At 61.8% G+C, this 15,185-nt stretch carries 12 protein-coding genes; 8 read left to right on the top strand and 4 right to left on the bottom strand.

Translation table 11 applies throughout. The features are described from left to right. Positions 1 to 42: 42 nt before the first annotated feature. Complete coding sequence (gene pdxB, locus ACVW0Y_RS09660) at positions 43 to 1,173, bottom strand: 4-phosphoerythronate dehydrogenase PdxB (RefSeq protein ID WP_457437829.1); 1,131 nt, start codon at positions 1,171 to 1,173, stop codon at positions 43 to 45. 288 nt (positions 1,174 to 1,461) lie between these two features. On the opposite strand from pdxB, the gene ACVW0Y_RS09665 reads away from it, so the two are divergent. Next, the gene (locus tag ACVW0Y_RS09665) at positions 1,462 to 2,814 is read left to right on the top strand and encodes an MATE family efflux transporter (RefSeq protein ID WP_457437914.1); all 1,353 of its coding nucleotides are present in this window, start codon (positions 1,462 to 1,464) and stop codon (positions 2,812 to 2,814) included. 81 nt (positions 2,815 to 2,895) lie between these two features. On the opposite strand, the gene tusA is transcribed toward ACVW0Y_RS09665, so the two are convergent. Both tusA and rlmM read right to left on the bottom strand, forming a co-directional pair. Then, entirely contained in the window at positions 2,896 to 3,153 is a 258-nt protein-coding gene (tusA, locus tag ACVW0Y_RS09670) for a sulfurtransferase TusA (protein ID WP_457437830.1), read from the bottom strand. 24 nt (positions 3,154 to 3,177) lie between these two features. Further along, positions 3,178 to 4,233 carry a 23S rRNA (cytidine(2498)-2'-O)-methyltransferase RlmM gene (rlmM, locus tag ACVW0Y_RS09675; protein ID WP_457437831.1) on the bottom strand — a complete coding sequence of 352 codons (1,056 nt, stop codon included), beginning with the start codon at positions 4,231 to 4,233 and terminating at the stop codon, positions 3,178 to 3,180. Positions 4,234 to 4,425: 192 nt separating this feature from the next. Between rlmM and acnA the strand changes: the two genes are divergently transcribed. Continuing rightward, the gene (gene acnA, locus ACVW0Y_RS09680; RefSeq protein WP_457437832.1) at positions 4,426 to 7,167 is read left to right on the top strand and encodes an aconitate hydratase AcnA; all 2,742 of its coding nucleotides are present in this window, start codon (positions 4,426 to 4,428) and stop codon (positions 7,165 to 7,167) included. A 190-nt stretch (positions 7,168 to 7,357) separates the two neighbouring features. Next, on the top strand, positions 7,358 to 8,923 hold the full coding sequence (locus ACVW0Y_RS09685) for a methyl-accepting chemotaxis protein (protein WP_457437833.1): 1,566 nt from the start codon (positions 7,358 to 7,360) through the stop codon (positions 8,921 to 8,923). A 56-nt stretch (positions 8,924 to 8,979) separates the two neighbouring features. Here ACVW0Y_RS09685 and ACVW0Y_RS09690 read toward each other — a convergent pair whose 3' ends face one another. Beyond that, positions 8,980 to 9,672, bottom strand: coding sequence for an alpha/beta family hydrolase (locus tag ACVW0Y_RS09690; RefSeq protein WP_457437834.1), 693 nt, complete (start codon positions 9,670 to 9,672; stop codon positions 8,980 to 8,982). 48 nt (positions 9,673 to 9,720) lie between these two features. Between ACVW0Y_RS09690 and ccoN (ACVW0Y_RS09695) the strand changes: the two genes are divergently transcribed. The 5 genes from ccoN (ACVW0Y_RS09695) (at position 9,721) to ccoO (ACVW0Y_RS09715) (ending at position 15,182) form a co-directional block, all read left to right on the top strand. Continuing rightward, on the top strand, positions 9,721 to 11,145 hold the full coding sequence (gene ccoN / locus ACVW0Y_RS09695) for a cytochrome-c oxidase, cbb3-type subunit I (protein ID WP_457437836.1): 1,425 nt from the start codon (positions 9,721 to 9,723) through the stop codon (positions 11,143 to 11,145). Positions 11,146 to 11,156: 11 nt separating this feature from the next. Continuing rightward, entirely contained in the window at positions 11,157 to 11,768 is a 612-nt protein-coding gene (ccoO, locus tag ACVW0Y_RS09700) for a cytochrome-c oxidase, cbb3-type subunit II (protein ID WP_457437838.1), read from the top strand. Positions 11,769 to 11,784: 16 nt separating this feature from the next. After that, the gene (gene ccoP / locus ACVW0Y_RS09705) at positions 11,785 to 12,702 is read left to right on the top strand and encodes a cytochrome-c oxidase, cbb3-type subunit III (RefSeq protein ID WP_457437839.1); all 918 of its coding nucleotides are present in this window, start codon (positions 11,785 to 11,787) and stop codon (positions 12,700 to 12,702) included. Between the two features lie 426 nt (positions 12,703 to 13,128). Beyond that, on the top strand, positions 13,129 to 14,571 hold the full coding sequence (ccoN, locus tag ACVW0Y_RS09710; protein WP_457437840.1) for a cytochrome-c oxidase, cbb3-type subunit I: 1,443 nt from the start codon (positions 13,129 to 13,131) through the stop codon (positions 14,569 to 14,571). Continuing rightward, positions 14,571 to 15,182, top strand: coding sequence for a cytochrome-c oxidase, cbb3-type subunit II (gene ccoO / locus ACVW0Y_RS09715; protein ID WP_271196808.1), 612 nt, complete (start codon positions 14,571 to 14,573; stop codon positions 15,180 to 15,182). Before ccoN (ACVW0Y_RS09710) ends, ccoO (ACVW0Y_RS09715) begins: the two co-directional genes overlap by 1 nt. Positions 15,183 to 15,185 lie beyond the last annotated feature (3 nt).

Consider the following 15,185-nt stretch of genomic DNA (forward strand, 5'->3'; position numbering starts at 1 on the left):
GGCTTGAGCCGCGATTCCTGCAAAAAGGCAATTTCCGCCCCGCTATACCAAGGTGCCACCCAACGCCCGCACCAGCTGCGCCAGCGCTGGCGCTTCGCCGCTCAATTTCACATGCAGACCATCGATCTCCCGTCGCGCCGGGTAATGCTTGCGCAGAGCGTCGAACGCGGCTTTGCGCTCGCTTGCGTTGCCCACCAGGCTGCGGCGGAAATCGGCATCGTCGCGACGCGGGTCGTAAATCGCCCGGCATAGCGAAGCCAGCGCCACCGGTACCGGCGTGGCAGCATCCAGACCAAACTCGGTAAGCCAATAGGCGGGCAACAGATCGTCCAGCTCAACTCGGGGTGTCAGTTTGAAATGCGCGCAGAAGGCTTGATAGATCTGCGCTGTACCACGCAATTTACCGTCCAGGCTGTAGCCGGCGATATGCGGGGTGGCCAGCAGGCACAGCTCGGCCAGATCGGGGTCGACCTGGGGCTCGCCTTCCCAGACATCCAGCACCGCGTCCAGATCGTCGCGCTGGCGCAACAGATCGCGCAGGGCCGCGTTATCCACCACCGCGCCGCGGCTGGCATTGATCAGCCAGGTGCCGGGTTGCAACCGGGCCAGGCGCTCGGCGTCGAGCAGATGGCGAGTACTGGCGATCAAGGGCGTATGCAAGCTGATCACATCGCAACGCTGGATGATCTGCTCCAGGCTGACATAGTCGCCGCCCTCCGCCGCCTGGCGGGGCGGGTCGCACACCAGCACTTGCCAACCCAGACCGCGCAGGACATCCACCAGACGCCCACCGACCTGCCCCGCGCCCACCACGCCATAGGTGCGCTGGGCCAGATCAGCGCCACTGACCTCGGCCAGGCTGAGCAAACTGCCGAGCACGTAGTCCACCACACCGCGGGCATTGCAGCCCGGCGCGCTGGACCAGCCGATAGCCTGTTCGGCGAAATAATCGAGATCCAGATGATCAGTGCCAATGGTGCAGGTGCCGACAAAACGCACCTTGCTGCCCTCCAGCAAGGTGCGATTGACCTGGGTTACCGAACGCACCAGCAGCACGTCGGCGCGGGCCACGGCGGCGCGGTCGAAAGCGCGCCCGGGCAGGCGTTCGATCTCGCCGAATTCGGCAAAAAATTCGTCCAGCAGGGGGATGTTCTCGTCGGCAAGAATTCGCATGACAGGCTCCAGAAGGCTGGCGGCCATTCTAGGGCGTAAGCCGGCGCGGGGCGACGGCGGATTGCGTCTGACCCTTTCCTGACTGCTGCGTCAAAGGCTAAACTCGCCGCTCCTTTGCAAGCTCTGTCCTGGCGCAGCACGCGCCTCAAGCGCTTTTTAACCACAAAAGCAGACTCGGACAAAAGCCAGTGCCCGGCCACCACTGCCGATACAGTGCGCACTTGATAGCTCTTGATAACAGAAACGGACTGCCCTGTGATCGCCCGCGAATCCCGCCTCAATCGCTCTATGCGCGAATTGCGCACCCTGCTGGTCCTTGCCCTGCCCATCATGATCGCCCAGCTGTCGCACTCGGCGATGGGTTTTGTCGACGCCGTCATGGCCGGCCGCGTCGGCCCTCGCGACCTGGCCGCGGTAGCCCTGGGTAATTCGATCTGGGTACCGGTGTTTCTGCTGATGACCGGCATCCTGCTCGCCACCACCCCGAAAGTGGCGCAACGCTTTGGCGCCGGCCAGGAAACCGAGATCGGTGCCCTGGTACGCCAGGCGTTGTGGCTGGCGCTGGTGGTCGGCATCACGGCGGGCGTGCTGCTATGGAATGCCGAGCCGGTGCTGCGGGTGATGAAGGTCGATCCGGAGCTGATCGGCCCGACCATGATCTATCTGTACGGCATCGGCTGCGGCATTCCTTCGGTGGCGCTGTACTACGTGCTGCGCTGCTTCAGCGACGGCCTGGGCCGTACCCGGCCGAGCATGATGATCGGCCTGCTCGGCCTGCTGCTGAATATCCCGCTGAACTACGTCTTTATCTATGGCCACTTCGGCCTGCCCGCCCTCGGCGGCGCGGGCTGCGGCTGGGCCACGGCGGTGGCGATGTGGTGCATGTTCTTCGCCATGCTGGCCTGGGTGCGCTGGGCGCCGGTATATAAAAACGCCGGGCTGTTCAGCCATTTCGAATGGCCGCGCTGGGAGCCGATTCAACGCCTGCTGAGCATCGGCCTGCCGATTGGTATTGCGGTGTTTGCCGAGTCGAGCATCTTTGCCGTGATCGCGCTGCTGATCGGCAGCCTCGGTGCCGACGTGGTCGCCGGCCACCAGGTGGCGCTGAACTTCAGCTCACTCACATTCATGATCCCGTATGCCCTGGGCATGGCCGTCACCGTGCGGGTCGGCCACGCCCTTGGCGCTGGCGACCCACGCCAGGCGCGCTTTGTCGCCGGCGTGGGGATTCTTACTGCGCTGGCATTTGCCGCCTTGTTTTGCACCGTCATGCTTAACCTGCGCAGCGAGATTGCGGCGATCTACACGCCCGACCCCAGGGTGATTCAGGTCGCCTCGGCGCTGATCGTATTCGCCGCGCTGTACCAGTTCTCCGATGCCGTGCAGGTAACGGCGGCCGGCGCGCTACGCGGCTATCAGGACACCCGGGTGACCATGGTCATGACGCTGTTTGCTTACTGGGGCATTGGGCTGCCGGTGGGCTACGCGCTGGGGCTGTCGCACTGGTTCGGCGCGCCGAGCGGGCCGAAGGGCTTGTGGCAGGGGTTGATCGTCGGGCTGACGTGCGCGGCGGTGATGTTGACGGTGCGCCTGATGCGCAGCGCCAAGAAGCGCATCAGGATTCACGATGCTCGTGCCTGACTTCGGTCCCGTAGGAGCGGCTTTAGCCGCGACGCTGCTCAGATTAAAAGCATCGCGGCTAAAGCCGCTCCTACGGGGGCGCTAACCTTCGGTTTTCTTGCGAATCCAGTACAGGTAAGTGCCCGCCTCTTCCTGCTGCTGCACCAGCTCATGGCCGAGGAACACGCAGAACTTGGGAATATCGCGGCGGGTCGAGGGGTCGGTGGCGATGACTTTGAGCAAGCCGCCAGCCGGCAGGTCGCGCACTTTGTTGTGCAGCATCATCACCGGCTCCGGGCAGAACAGGCCGGTGGCATCCAGGGTGCCGTCCAGCAGCGCAGCGGGATCGAATTCAGACATAAACAACTCCGGTAACGGGCGTGGCTATTTGCTTAGCCGACGCAGGTGACAGGTAACTTCTTCACGGTCGTGGTACAGCTGCTTGCAGCTGATGCTGGCCTTTACCCCACGGGCCTTGAAGCCTTCTTCGAGACGTACGAGCAAACGCTTCACTTCGGCGTAACGCTGTTTCATCGGCAGCTTCAGGTTGACCACCGCTTCGCGACAATGCCCCTCGCCTATCCAGGTTTCCAGCAAGGCGGCGTTGCGCGCCGGCTTCTCGACGATATCGCAGACCATCCAGTCCACCGGCTGCTTGGGTGTCCAGGTGAAACCATCAACCATCAGATGCTGCACCAGGCCAGTGTCCATCAGGCTTTCAGCCATCGGCCCGTTGTCGATAGCGGTCACCAGCATACCGCGGCGGACCAGCTGGTAGGTCCAGCCGCCTGGCGAGGCACCCAGGTCAACGCCGGTCATATCGCCGTTCAGACGCTCATCCCATTCCTCCCGCGGAATGAACTGGTGCCAGGCCTCCTCCAGCTTGAGGGTCGAGCGGCTCGGCGCTTCGCGGGGGAATTTCAGACGGGGAATACCGCCGGCCCAGAACGCCGAGTTATTGCTTTCAGCCAGTCCGAGGAACATTTCGCGGCCGCTTTTAAAGGTCAGCAACAGGCGCGGCTTGCGCTCGTCATCCACCAGACGCCCGGCCTTTTTCAGGGCATTGCGCAGCGGCACTTCGAATTTTTTGCAGAAGTTCGACAGTTCTTTGCCGTCGTTGGTGTCCAGCACTTCCAACCACAGGCTGCCGCACACCGGCAGGTCCTGCAGATGGCTGAGCAATACGCTGATGCGGTCGGTTTCCGGCAGGTCGATAAACTGCCCACGGGCCCACTGGCGGGGAAAAATCAGCTGGGCGAAGCGCTGGCCACGCATCAGACGCTCAGGGCCGTCGGCGTCGGTGCAAATGAATTCGGCATAGGCGCTATTCGGTTTGGCCTTGGCGTACCCCGCCACATCCAGGCGGGCGGCGTGGTCGCTTATTTCAGCGCACACCTCGCTTTCGAAACCGGGGCGGCAGTGCAGCAACAAAGTGGTCATCAGGCGTTCTCCTCAGGGCGCGCATGATAGCCGAGTTGGAACCCCTGGCGCTCAAGGGCAGTCAGTTGAAGGGGTCAGGCGCAGCGGGCGAAAGCTTCAGCGCCAGCTAGGCTTGATCTGTCTTTTCCCTCTTCGACGCAGCCGCACTGCGCACCCCGCCCCTACCGTGTGGGCCCCCTAAGGAGATGAGCAATGCCGTCCCTGAACAGTCTCAATAGCCGTCAAAGCCTCACCGTAGGTGACAAGACCTATACCTATTTCAGCCTGCCGCAGGCGGCGAAAACCCTGGGCAGCCTCGACCAACTGCCAATGTCACTGAAAGTGCTGCTGGAAAACCTGCTGCGCTGGGAAGACAACAAAACCGTCACCGGCGAGGATATCCAGGCCCTGGTGGACTGGCTGAAAACCCGCAGTTCCGAACGTGAAATCCAGTACCGCCCGGCCCGTGTCCTGATGCAGGACTTTACCGGCGTGCCCGCCGTGGTCGACCTCGCCGCCATGCGCGCGGCCATGGCCAAAGCCGGCGGCGACCCGCAGAAGATCAACCCGCTGTCCCCGGTGGACCTGGTGATCGACCACTCGGTGATGGTCGACAAATTCGCCAGCGCCAGCGCCTTCGAGCAGAACGTCGAGATCGAGATGCAGCGCAACGGCGAGCGTTATGCGTTCCTGCGCTGGGGCCAGAACGCCTTCGATAACTTCAGCGTGGTGCCGCCGGGCACCGGCATCTGCCATCAGGTCAACCTGGAATACCTCGGCCGCACCGTGTGGACGAAAGAGGAAGACGGCCAGACCTTCGCCTTCCCCGACACCCTGGTCGGCACCGATTCGCACACCACCATGATCAATGGCCTCGGTGTGTTGGGCTGGGGCGTCGGCGGTATCGAGGCGGAAGCGGCGATGCTCGGGCAACCGGTGTCGATGCTGATTCCCGAGGTGATCGGCTTCAAACTCAGCGGCAAGCTGAAGGAAGGCATCACCGCCACCGACCTGGTGCTGACCGTCACCCAGATGCTGCGCAAGAAAGGCGTGGTCGGAAAGTTCGTCGAGTTCTACGGCGACGGCCTGGCCACCCTGCCCCTGGCGGACCGCGCCACCATCGCCAATATGGCCCCGGAATATGGTGCCACCTGCGGCTTCTTCCCGGTGGACGACATCACCCTCGGCTATTTGCGCCTTTCCGGCCGGCCGGATGCCACGGTGGCGTTGGTCGAGGCCTACAGCAAAGCCCAGGGCCTATGGCGCGAGCCGGGCCACGAGCCGCTGTTCACTGATGCCCTGGCCCTGGATATGGGCACCGTCGAAGCCAGCCTGGCCGGGCCGAAACGTCCGCAGGACCGCGTCGCCCTGCCCAACGTCAGCAAAGCGTTTGATGACTTTCTCGGCCTCCAGATCAAACCGGTGCCCACGGATGAAGGGCGCTTGCTGAGCGAGGGCGGGGGCGGCACGGCGATTCACGATGACTCGCTGGTGACCGGCGTGGAATACGAATTCAACGGGCATACCCACCGCCTGAAAGATGGGGCGGTAGTGATCGCCGCCATCACCTCGTGCACCAACACCTCCAACCCCAGCGTGATGATGGCGGCCGGTCTGCTGGCGAAAAAGGCCGTGGAGAAAGGCCTGCAACGTCAACCCTGGGTGAAAAGTTCGCTGGCCCCCGGCTCCAAGGTGGTGACCGACTACTACAACGCCGCCGGCCTAACTCAGTACCTCGACGCCCTCGGCTTCGATCTGGTGGGTTATGGCTGCACCACCTGCATCGGCAACTCCGGGCCGCTGCCCGAGCCCATCGAAAAAGCCATTCAGCAGTCGGACCTGACCGTGGCCTCGGTGCTCTCCGGCAATCGCAATTTCGAAGGTCGCGTCCATCCACTGGTGAAAACCAACTGGCTGGCCTCGCCGCCCCTGGTGGTGGCCTACGCATTGGCCGGTACCGTGCGGATCAACCTCAGCGCCGACCCGCTCGGTACGGATAAAAACGGAAAACCTGTGTACCTGCGCGATATCTGGCCCAGCCAAGCGGACATCGCCGAGGCCATTCAGAAAGTCGACACCCAGATGTTCCATAAGGAGTACGCCGAGGTCTTCGCTGGCGATGACAAGTGGCAAGCCATCCAGGTGCCGGATGCCGATACCTATGAGTGGCAGGCCGATTCCACCTATATCCAGCACCCGCCGTTCTTCGAACGCATCACCGAGGCACCGCCGAAAATAGGCAATATCGCCGGGGCGCGCATTCTTGCCCTGCTCGGTGATTCGGTGACCACCGACCACATCTCCCCCGCCGGCAATATCAAAGCCAGCAGCCCGGCCGGACGCTACCTGCAGGAAAAAGGCGTGCAGGCCCAGGACTTCAATTCCTATGGCTCACGGCGCGGCAACCATGAAGTGATGATGCGCGGCACTTTTGCCAATATCCGTATCCGCAATGAAATGCTCGGCGGCGAAGAAGGCGGCAACACCCTGCATATACCCAGCGGCGAGAAGCTGGCGATCTACGATGCAAGCATGCGTTATCAGCAGGAAGGCACACCGCTGGTGGTGATTGCCGGCAAGGAATACGGCACCGGTTCGTCCCGCGACTGGGCCGCCAAAGGCACCAACCTGCTCGGGGTAAAGGCGGTGCTGGCGGAAAGCTTCGAGCGCATCCACCGCTCCAACCTGGTGGGCATGGGCGTACTGCCGTTGCAGTTCGGCAATGGTCAGGACCGCAAGACCCTTGGCCTCACCGGCAAGGAAACCCTGAGCATCGGCGGTCTGGACAACGTCGAACTGAAACCGCTGATGCAGTTACCGCTGACGCTGACCCGCGAAGACGGCAAACAGGAGCAGTTCGAGGTGCTGTGCCGCATCGATACGCTGAATGAAGTGGAGTACTTCCGCGCCGGCGGCATCCTGCATTACGTGCTGCGACAATTGATCGCTGGGTAACCTGCGAAGGCTCTGACCGGCGGCCTCTGGAAGAGCCTGGGTTGCCGGCGGGTTGAGCCTACGGCCTTGAAAACTGTGCGCCAGTTCAAATCTGGTTACACTGCGTGGAAATATTGACGTCAGAAATTTCTTCTCAACTTTGCTCGGCAGCGGCCGATCAGAACGGCACGGACATTACGGATACAGCCCCATGCGCAACAATCAGCCCGTCACCCAACGTGAACGTACCTTCCCCGCTCAGCAGCGTCTGATCTCCACCACCGACCTCAAGGGCGAAATCACTTACGCCAACGATGCGTTCGTGGATATCAGCGGTTACACCCGCGAGCAACTGATTGGCTCACCGCACAATATGGTTCGTCACCCCGACGTGCCGCCGGCGGTGTTTGCGCATATGTGGACCACCTTGAAATCGGGCCGACCGTGGATGGGCATCGTCAAGAACCGCTGCGTGAATGGCGACCACTACTGGGTCAACGCCTACGTCACGCCGGTACTGGAAAACAGCCAGGTAATCGGTTTCGAATCGGTGCGCATCAAGCCCACCGCTGAACAGGTTCGCCGCGCCGAAGCGCTGTACCAACGCATCAACAGTGGCAAGGCGGCCATACCGTCGAGCAACTTCTGGCTGCCGATTCTGCAGAACTGGGCACCCTTTATTCTGCTCAGCCAGGTCGGGTTTATGGTCGGCATCTGGCTCGATTCGCACTGGGGCTTTCTGCTGGCTGCCGCGCTCTCGGTGCCCCTGGGTCTGATCGGCCTGAACTGGCAGCAACGGGGCATCCGCCGTCTGCTGCGCCTGGCCGAACAAAGCAACTCCGACCCACTGATCGCCACCATGTACACCGACAGCCGCGGCCCTCAGGCGCGTCTGGAAATGGCCATGCTCAGCCAGGAATCGCGCCTGAAAACCTGCCTGACCCGTCTGCAGGACAGCGCCGAACACCTGACCGAACAAGCCCGTCAGGCCGACACCCTGGCGCAGAACAGCTCCAAGGGCCTGGAGCGTCAGCGGGTGGAAACCGAACAGGTGGCCACTGCCGTCAACGAAATGGCCGCCACCACCCTGGAAGTGGCCAGCAACGTGGCACGCACCGCCATCGCCACCCAGGAGGCCAACCGCCTGACCGGCCAGGGCCGCGCCATCGCCGGCGAAACCCGCGACGCCATCCAGCGCCTGTCGGTGTCGGTGGGTGAAACCGGTGAAACCGTGACCCGCCTGGCCCAGGACAGCAATGAAATCGGCGGCGTAGTGGACGTGATCAAAGGCATCGCCGACCAGACCAACCTCCTCGCCCTTAACGCCGCCATCGAAGCTGCGCGTGCCGGTGAAATGGGCCGCGGCTTTGCCGTGGTGGCCGATGAAGTGCGTTCGCTGGCCCAGCGCACGGCGGAATCCACCGGGCAGATCCACCAGTTGATCGCCAAGCTGCAACGCACCGCCGAAGAAGCCGTACTGACCATGGAAATCGGCCGCAAACAGGCCGATGAAGGGGTTGAGCGCGTACTGCAAGCCGACCAGGCCCTGGCCGGGATCAGCGATGCCGTAGCCAATATCGCCGACATGGCCGACCAAATCGCCGCCGCCGCGGAAGAGCAAAGCGCCGTGGCCGACGAGATCAACCAGAACATCACCACCATTGCTCACTTGGCCGACCAGACCTCCGGCGAAGCGCAGAATACCGCGCAACTGAGCAAGGAACTGACCATCACCGCGCAACGGCAATCGGCGTTGGTGGAGCGGTTTAACCGCTGACCGCCAATCGCGGCTGAAGCCGCTCCTAGGGCCTGTGTGGTCCCGTAGGAGCGACTTCAGCCGCGATGCTGGTGGGTGAATGCGGCAACCCGCTGCGCCGCGCTATCCAGATGCTGCTCATGGCTAAACCCCGATGCCTTCAGCGGCTTGAGGTCATGATCCGCCGCTGCCAGCCACAGCACCTCAATCTGCGCAGACAGGGCGTACTGCGCCACCATCTCTTTATTGCCCAAGGCATCCCGCTCGCCCTGCACGATCAGGGTTGGCGTGCGCAGTTCAGCCAGATGCGCTACCCGCGGTTTCTCCGGCTTGCCCGCCGCATAGAACGGATAGCCGAGGCACACCAGCGCATCCGCGCCCAATTCGTCCGCCAGCAAGCTGGCCATCCGCCCGCCCATGGACTTGCCGCCGATGGCCAACGGCCCTGCGACCTGTTGGCGCACCTCGGCATATACCGTCCGCCAATGTTCCAGCAAACGCGCCTGCGGATTGGGCGGACGGCGGCCGCCATCGAGCCGACGCTGCGCCATATAGGGAAACTCGAAGCGCAGCACAGCCAAGCCTTGCGCGGCCAGGCGCGCGGCAATCGCGTTCATGAACGGGCTGTCCATCGGTGCCCCGGCACCATGGGCCAGGATCAGGGTCGCCCGCGCCTTGTCCTGCGGCCTGCTCCATAGCCACAAGGGCGCGTCCAGAGCGCCTGAAGGCGCTTGATACAGATCAATATCGCCGCTGGTCGGTTTCGCCATGCTTCGCCTCGCCTTCAACAACTAGAGAAATCCGCGGATGGGCCTGACATGAGCACAACAACCACGACTGCCTACAACTATAAGGTGGTTCGCCAGTTCGCCATTATGACGGTGGTATGGGGCATCGTCGGCATGGGCTTGGGGGTATTCATCGCCTCCCAACTGGTCTGGCCACAACTGAACTTCGACCTGCCCTGGACCAGCTTCGGGCGTCTGCGTCCGCTGCATACCAACGCCGTGATCTTCGCCTTCGGCGGCTGCGCGTTGTTCGCCACGTCTTACTACACCGTGCAACGCACCTGTCAGACCGCCCTGTTCGCGCCACGCCTGGCCGCCGCCACGTTCTGGGGCTGGCAGCTGGTAATCGTACTGGCTGCGGTCAGTTTGCCACTGGGTTACACCAGTTCGAAAGAATACGCAGAGCTGGAATGGCCCATCGACTTGTTGATCACCGCCGTGTGGGTCGGCTACGCCGTGGTGTTCTTCGGCACCCTGCTCAAGCGCAAGACCCAGCATATCTATGTCGGTAACTGGTTCTACGGGGCGTTCATTCTTACCGTGGCGGTGCTGCATATCGTCAACAACCTGGAAGTACCGGTCAGCCTGACCAAGTCCTACTCCCTGTATTCCGGCGCGACTGACGCGATGATCCAGTGGTGGTACGGGCACAACGCCGTGGGCTTTTTTCTCACCGCAGGCTTTCTGGGCATGATGTATTACTTCGTGCCCAAGCAGGCCAATCGCCCGGTGTATTCCTATCGCTTGTCGATCGTGCACTTCTGGGCACTGATCACGCTGTATATCTGGGCCGGCCCCCACCATCTGCACTACACCGCGCTGCCGGACTGGGCGCAGTCGCTGGGCATGGTGATGTCTCTGGTGCTGCTGGCACCCAGCTGGGGCGGCATGATCAACGGCATGATGACCCTCTCGGGTGCCTGGCATAAGTTGCGCGACGACCCGATCCTGCGCTTCCTAGTGGTCTCCCTAGCGTTCTACGGCATGTCGACCTTCGAAGGTCCGATGATGGCGATCAAGACCGTCAACGCCCTCTCCCACTACACCGACTGGACCATCGGCCACGTTCACGCTGGGGCCCTCGGCTGGGTGGCGATGATCAGCTTCGGCGCGCTGTACCACATGATCCCGAAACTCTGGGGTCGCCCGCAGATGTACAGCATGGGCCTGGTCAACGCGCACTTCTGGCTGGCCACCATCGGCACCGTTCTGTACATCGCCTCGATGTGGGTCAGCGGCATCACTCAGGGCCTGATGTGGCGTGCGATCAATAGCGACGGCACCCTCACCTACTCCTTCGTGGAAGCGCTGGAAGCCAGCCACCCTGGCTATATCGTGCGCATGGTCGGTGGCGCGATCTTCTTCATCGGCGTGCTGCTGATGGCCTACAACACCTGGCGCACCGTGCGCAGCGCACAGCCGGCCGAAATGGCCAGCGCCGCGCAGATGGCTTGAGGAGAGCGGCCATGAGCAAACATGAAGTACTCGAAAAGAACGTGTTCCTGTTGGTGCTGTGCATGGTGCTGGCAGTCAGCATCGGTGGCCTGACGCAAATCGTGCCGCTGTTCTTTCAGGACGTGACCAACAAGCCGGTGGATGGCATGAAGCCTTACACCGCCCTGCAACTGGAAGGTCGCGACATCTATATCCGCGAAGGCTGCGTCGGCTGCCATTCGCAGATGATCCGCCCGTTCCGCGCCGAAACCGAACGTTATGGCCACTACTCGGTAGCCGGTGAAAGCGTCTGGGACCACCCGTTCCTGTGGGGTTCCAAACGCACTGGCCCGGACCTCGCCCGCGTCGGTGCCCGCTACTCGGATGACTGGCACCGCGCGCACTTGTACAACCCGCGCAACGTGGTGCCGGAGTCGAAGATGCCGGCCTATCCCTGGTTGGTTCAGCATCAACTGGATGGCAAGGACACCGCGAAGAAGCTGGAAGTGATGCGCCTGATGGGCGTGCCGTACACCGACGCCGAAATCGAAGGTGCCAGCGCCGCCGTCCAGGGCAAAACCGAGATGGATGCAGTGGTTGCGTACCTCCAGGTGCTCGGCACCACCATCAAGAACAAGCGCTGAGCAGGGGAATTGTGAAATGACTGTTTTCTGGAGTTGGTACGTCTGCTTTTTGACCCTGGGCAGCCTGTTCGCCCTGCTCTGGCTGGTGTTTTCCACCCGCAGCGGGGAAACCCCCAACGGTGGCGACAAAACCATGGGCCACGCCTTCGATGGCATCGAGGAATACGACAATCCGTTGCCCCGTTGGTGGTTCCTGCTGTTTGTCGGCACCATCCTCTTTGCCTTTGTCTATCTGCTGCTCTACCCCGGCCTGGGCAACTGGAAAGGTGTATTGCTGGGGTACAGCGATGGCTGGACCCAGGTGAATCAATGGCAACGCGAAGTGGACAAGGCCGACGCGCAGTACGGCCCGCTGTTCGCCCGCCTGGCTGCCATGCCGCTGGACGAACTGAGCAAGGATCCGGAAGCGCTGAAGATTGGCGGCCGTCTGTTCGCCACCAACTGCTCGGTGTGCCACGGCTCGGATGCCAAAGGCACGGTCGGCTTCCCCAACCTGACCGACAACATCTGGCGCTGGGGCGGTGATAGCGAAACGGTAAAAACCACCATCCTCCACGGCCGCATGGCGGCCATGCCGGCCTGGGGCCCGGTGATTGGCGATGCGGGGGTAAAAAATGTCGCCGCTTATGTGCGTACCAAACTGGCGGGGCTGCCATTGCCGGCGCAAAGCGATGCCGACCTGAACGCCGGCGCGACCACCTATGCCAGCACTTGCGTAGCCTGCCACGGACCAGAGGGCAAAGGCACCGCCGTCATGGGTGCTCCCGACCTCACTCATCCGGGTGGCTGGATCTACGGCAGCAGCCTTACCCAACTGCAACAAACCATCCGTCACGGCCGCAATGGCCAGATGCCGGCGCAAGAGCAATTTCTGGGTAACGACAAGGTGCATGTGCTGGCCGCTTATGTACTGAGTCTGTCGCCCCAGCAGTAAGGGATTGCTGCTCGGTGAGCATGGCGCGACGGACTGCGGGTCATGCTCACTGGCACAGCAAAACCTAGCAGCGACTGCGCAAATTGACGCACCGAACAAGCTGACCGAATGGCCAAGCCCGGCTTTAGTCCCGATGCGACCCAGTGTCGCACCCTGACGACCGGTAACGTTCATGGTGCGTTTTCATCTACTAAGCTGGCGCATTAGCCGTCAGTGTTTGCTATGAGGCATGGGACACATTCGTTGACGGTTAGGGATAAGGGCAGACAGCTGAGAACCAACCTCATTTAGAGGTGGAAATAACTTGTTTCAGGTGCCTGAAAGCCTTATCGCTGCGGCCTGTGGCGTTGCAATGACTACGTCGTTTCCTCATACTTGCCGCCGATTTTTACCCCTAAAAAACACCCTAAACCGTGGAACCTTAGAATGAGCACAGCAATCAGTCCGACTGCTTATAACTATAAGGTGGTCCGCCAGTTCGCCATCATGACGGTGGTCTGGGGGATCCTTGGCATGGGCATGGGCGTCTTCATCGCCTCGCAACTGGTATGGCCGGAGTTGAACTTCGGTCTGCCGTGGACGAGCTTTGGTCGCCTGCGCCCTCTGCATACCAACTTGGTGATTTTCGCCTTCGGTGGCTGTGCTCTGTTTGCTACGTCGTACTACGTAGTTCAACGTACCTGCCAGACTCGTCTGATCTCAGACAGCATGGCAGCCTTCCACTTCTGGGGCTGGCAAGCCGTAATCGTCGGCGCGGGTATCACCCTGCCGCTCGGCTACACCACCTCGAAGGAATACGCTGAACTGGAATGGCCGCTGGCCATCCTTCTGGCGGTGGTCTGGGTGACCTACGCTGCGGTGTTTTTCGGCACCATCATCAAGCGCAAATCCAAGCACATCTATGTCGGCAACTGGTTCTACGGTGCCTTCATTCTGGTGACGGCGATGCTGCACATCGTCAACCACATGTCGCTGCCGGTTTCGCTGTTCAAGTCGTACTCGCTGTACTCCGGCGCGACCGACGCGATGATCCAGTGGTGGTACGGCCACAACGCCGTGGGTTTCTTCCTGACCACCGGCTTCCTGGGCATGATGTACTACTTCGTGCCGAAACAGGCCGAGCGCCCGATCTACTCCTATCGCCTGTCCATCGTGCACTTCTGGGCGCTGATCACCCTGTATATCTGGGCCGGTCCGCACCACCTGCACTACACCGCTCTGCCGGACTGGGCTCAGTCGCTGGGTATGGCCATGTCGATCATCCTGCTGGCTCCGAGCTGGGGCGGCATGATCAACGGCATGATGACCCTGTCGGGCGCCTGGCATAAGCTGCGCACCGACCCGATCCTGCGTTTCCTGGTCGTCTCCCTGGCGTTCTACGGCATGTCGACCTTCGAAGGCCCGATGATGGCCATCAAGACCGTCAACTCGCTGTCGCACTACACCGACTGGACCATCGGCCACGTACACGCCGGCGCTCTCGGCTGGGTGGCGATGATCTCCATCGGTGCCCTGTACCACATGATCCCGAAACTCTGGGGCCGTCCGCAGATGCACAGTGTTGGTCTGATCAACGCGCACTTCTGGCTGGCTACCATCGGTACCGTGCTGTACATCGCCTCCATGTGGGTCAACGGTATTACCCAGGGCCTGATGTGGCGTGCCATCAACGAAGACGGCACCCTCACCTACTCCTTCGTTGAAGCGCTGCAAGCCAGCCACCCAGGTTTCATCGTGCGGGCACTCGGCGGTGCGTTCTTCGCCTCCGGCATGCTGCTGATGGCCTACAACACCTTCCGTACCGTGCGCGCCTCCCAGCCAGCTGAAGCAGAAGCCGCCGCTCAGATCGCTGTAGTTGGAGCTCACTGATGAGAAATCATGACGTAGTCGAGAAGAATATCGGCCTGCTGGCCTTCTTCATGGTTATCGCCGTAAGCATCGGCGGCCTGACTCAGATCGTGCCGCTGTTCTTCCAGGACGTTACCAACAAGCCTGTAGAAAACATGAAACCGCGCTCGGCCCTCGAACTCGAAGGTCGTGACGTGTACATCGCCAACGGTTGTGTCGGCTGCCACTCGCAGATGATCCGTCCGTTCCGCGCTGAAACCGAACGTTATGGCCACTACTCGGTAGCCGGTGAAAGCGTTTGGGACCACCCGTTCCTGTGGGGTTCCAAGCGTACCGGTCCGGACCTGGCCCGCGTTGGTGGCCGATACTCCGATGACTGGCACCGTGCGCACCTGTACAACCCGCGCAACGTAGTACCTGAGTCGATCATGCCGGCTTACCCGTTCCTGGTAGAAAACAAGCTCGACGGCAAAGACACCGCCAAGAAAATGGAAGTTCTGCGTTCCATGGGCGTGCCTTACACCGACGAAGACATTGCCGGCGCCCAAGCTGCGGTCAAAGGCAAAACTCAAATGGATGCTGTGGTTGCCTACCTGCAAGGTCTGGGCACCATCATCAAAAGCAAACGGTGACAT

Source organism: Pseudomonas sp. TE3786, assembly GCF_054057335.1.

Bases quoted from the DNA above. Each gene is read 5' to 3' on its own strand.
- pdxB (WP_457437829.1), bottom strand. From the start codon at position 1,173: ATGCGAATTCTTGCCGACGAGAACATCCCCCTGCTGGACGAATTTTTT.
- ACVW0Y_RS09665 (WP_457437914.1), top strand. From the start codon at position 1,462: ATGCGCGAATTGCGCACCCTGCTGGTCCTTGCCCTGCCCATCATGATC.
- tusA (WP_457437830.1), bottom strand. From the start codon at position 3,153: ATGTCTGAATTCGATCCCGCTGCGCTGCTGGACGGCACCCTGGATGCC.
- rlmM (WP_457437831.1), bottom strand. From the start codon at position 4,233: ATGACCACTTTGTTGCTGCACTGCCGCCCCGGTTTCGAAAGCGAGGTG.
- acnA (WP_457437832.1), top strand. From the start codon at position 4,426: ATGCCGTCCCTGAACAGTCTCAATAGCCGTCAAAGCCTCACCGTAGGT.
- ACVW0Y_RS09685 (WP_457437833.1), top strand. From the start codon at position 7,358: ATGCGCAACAATCAGCCCGTCACCCAACGTGAACGTACCTTCCCCGCT.
- ACVW0Y_RS09690 (WP_457437834.1), bottom strand. From the start codon at position 9,672: ATGGCGAAACCGACCAGCGGCGATATTGATCTGTATCAAGCGCCTTCA.
- ccoN (WP_457437836.1), top strand. From the start codon at position 9,721: ATGAGCACAACAACCACGACTGCCTACAACTATAAGGTGGTTCGCCAG.
- ccoO (WP_457437838.1), top strand. From the start codon at position 11,157: ATGAGCAAACATGAAGTACTCGAAAAGAACGTGTTCCTGTTGGTGCTG.
- ccoP (WP_457437839.1), top strand. From the start codon at position 11,785: ATGACTGTTTTCTGGAGTTGGTACGTCTGCTTTTTGACCCTGGGCAGC.
- ccoN (WP_457437840.1), top strand. From the start codon at position 13,129: ATGAGCACAGCAATCAGTCCGACTGCTTATAACTATAAGGTGGTCCGC.
- ccoO (WP_271196808.1), top strand. From the start codon at position 14,571: ATGAGAAATCATGACGTAGTCGAGAAGAATATCGGCCTGCTGGCCTTC.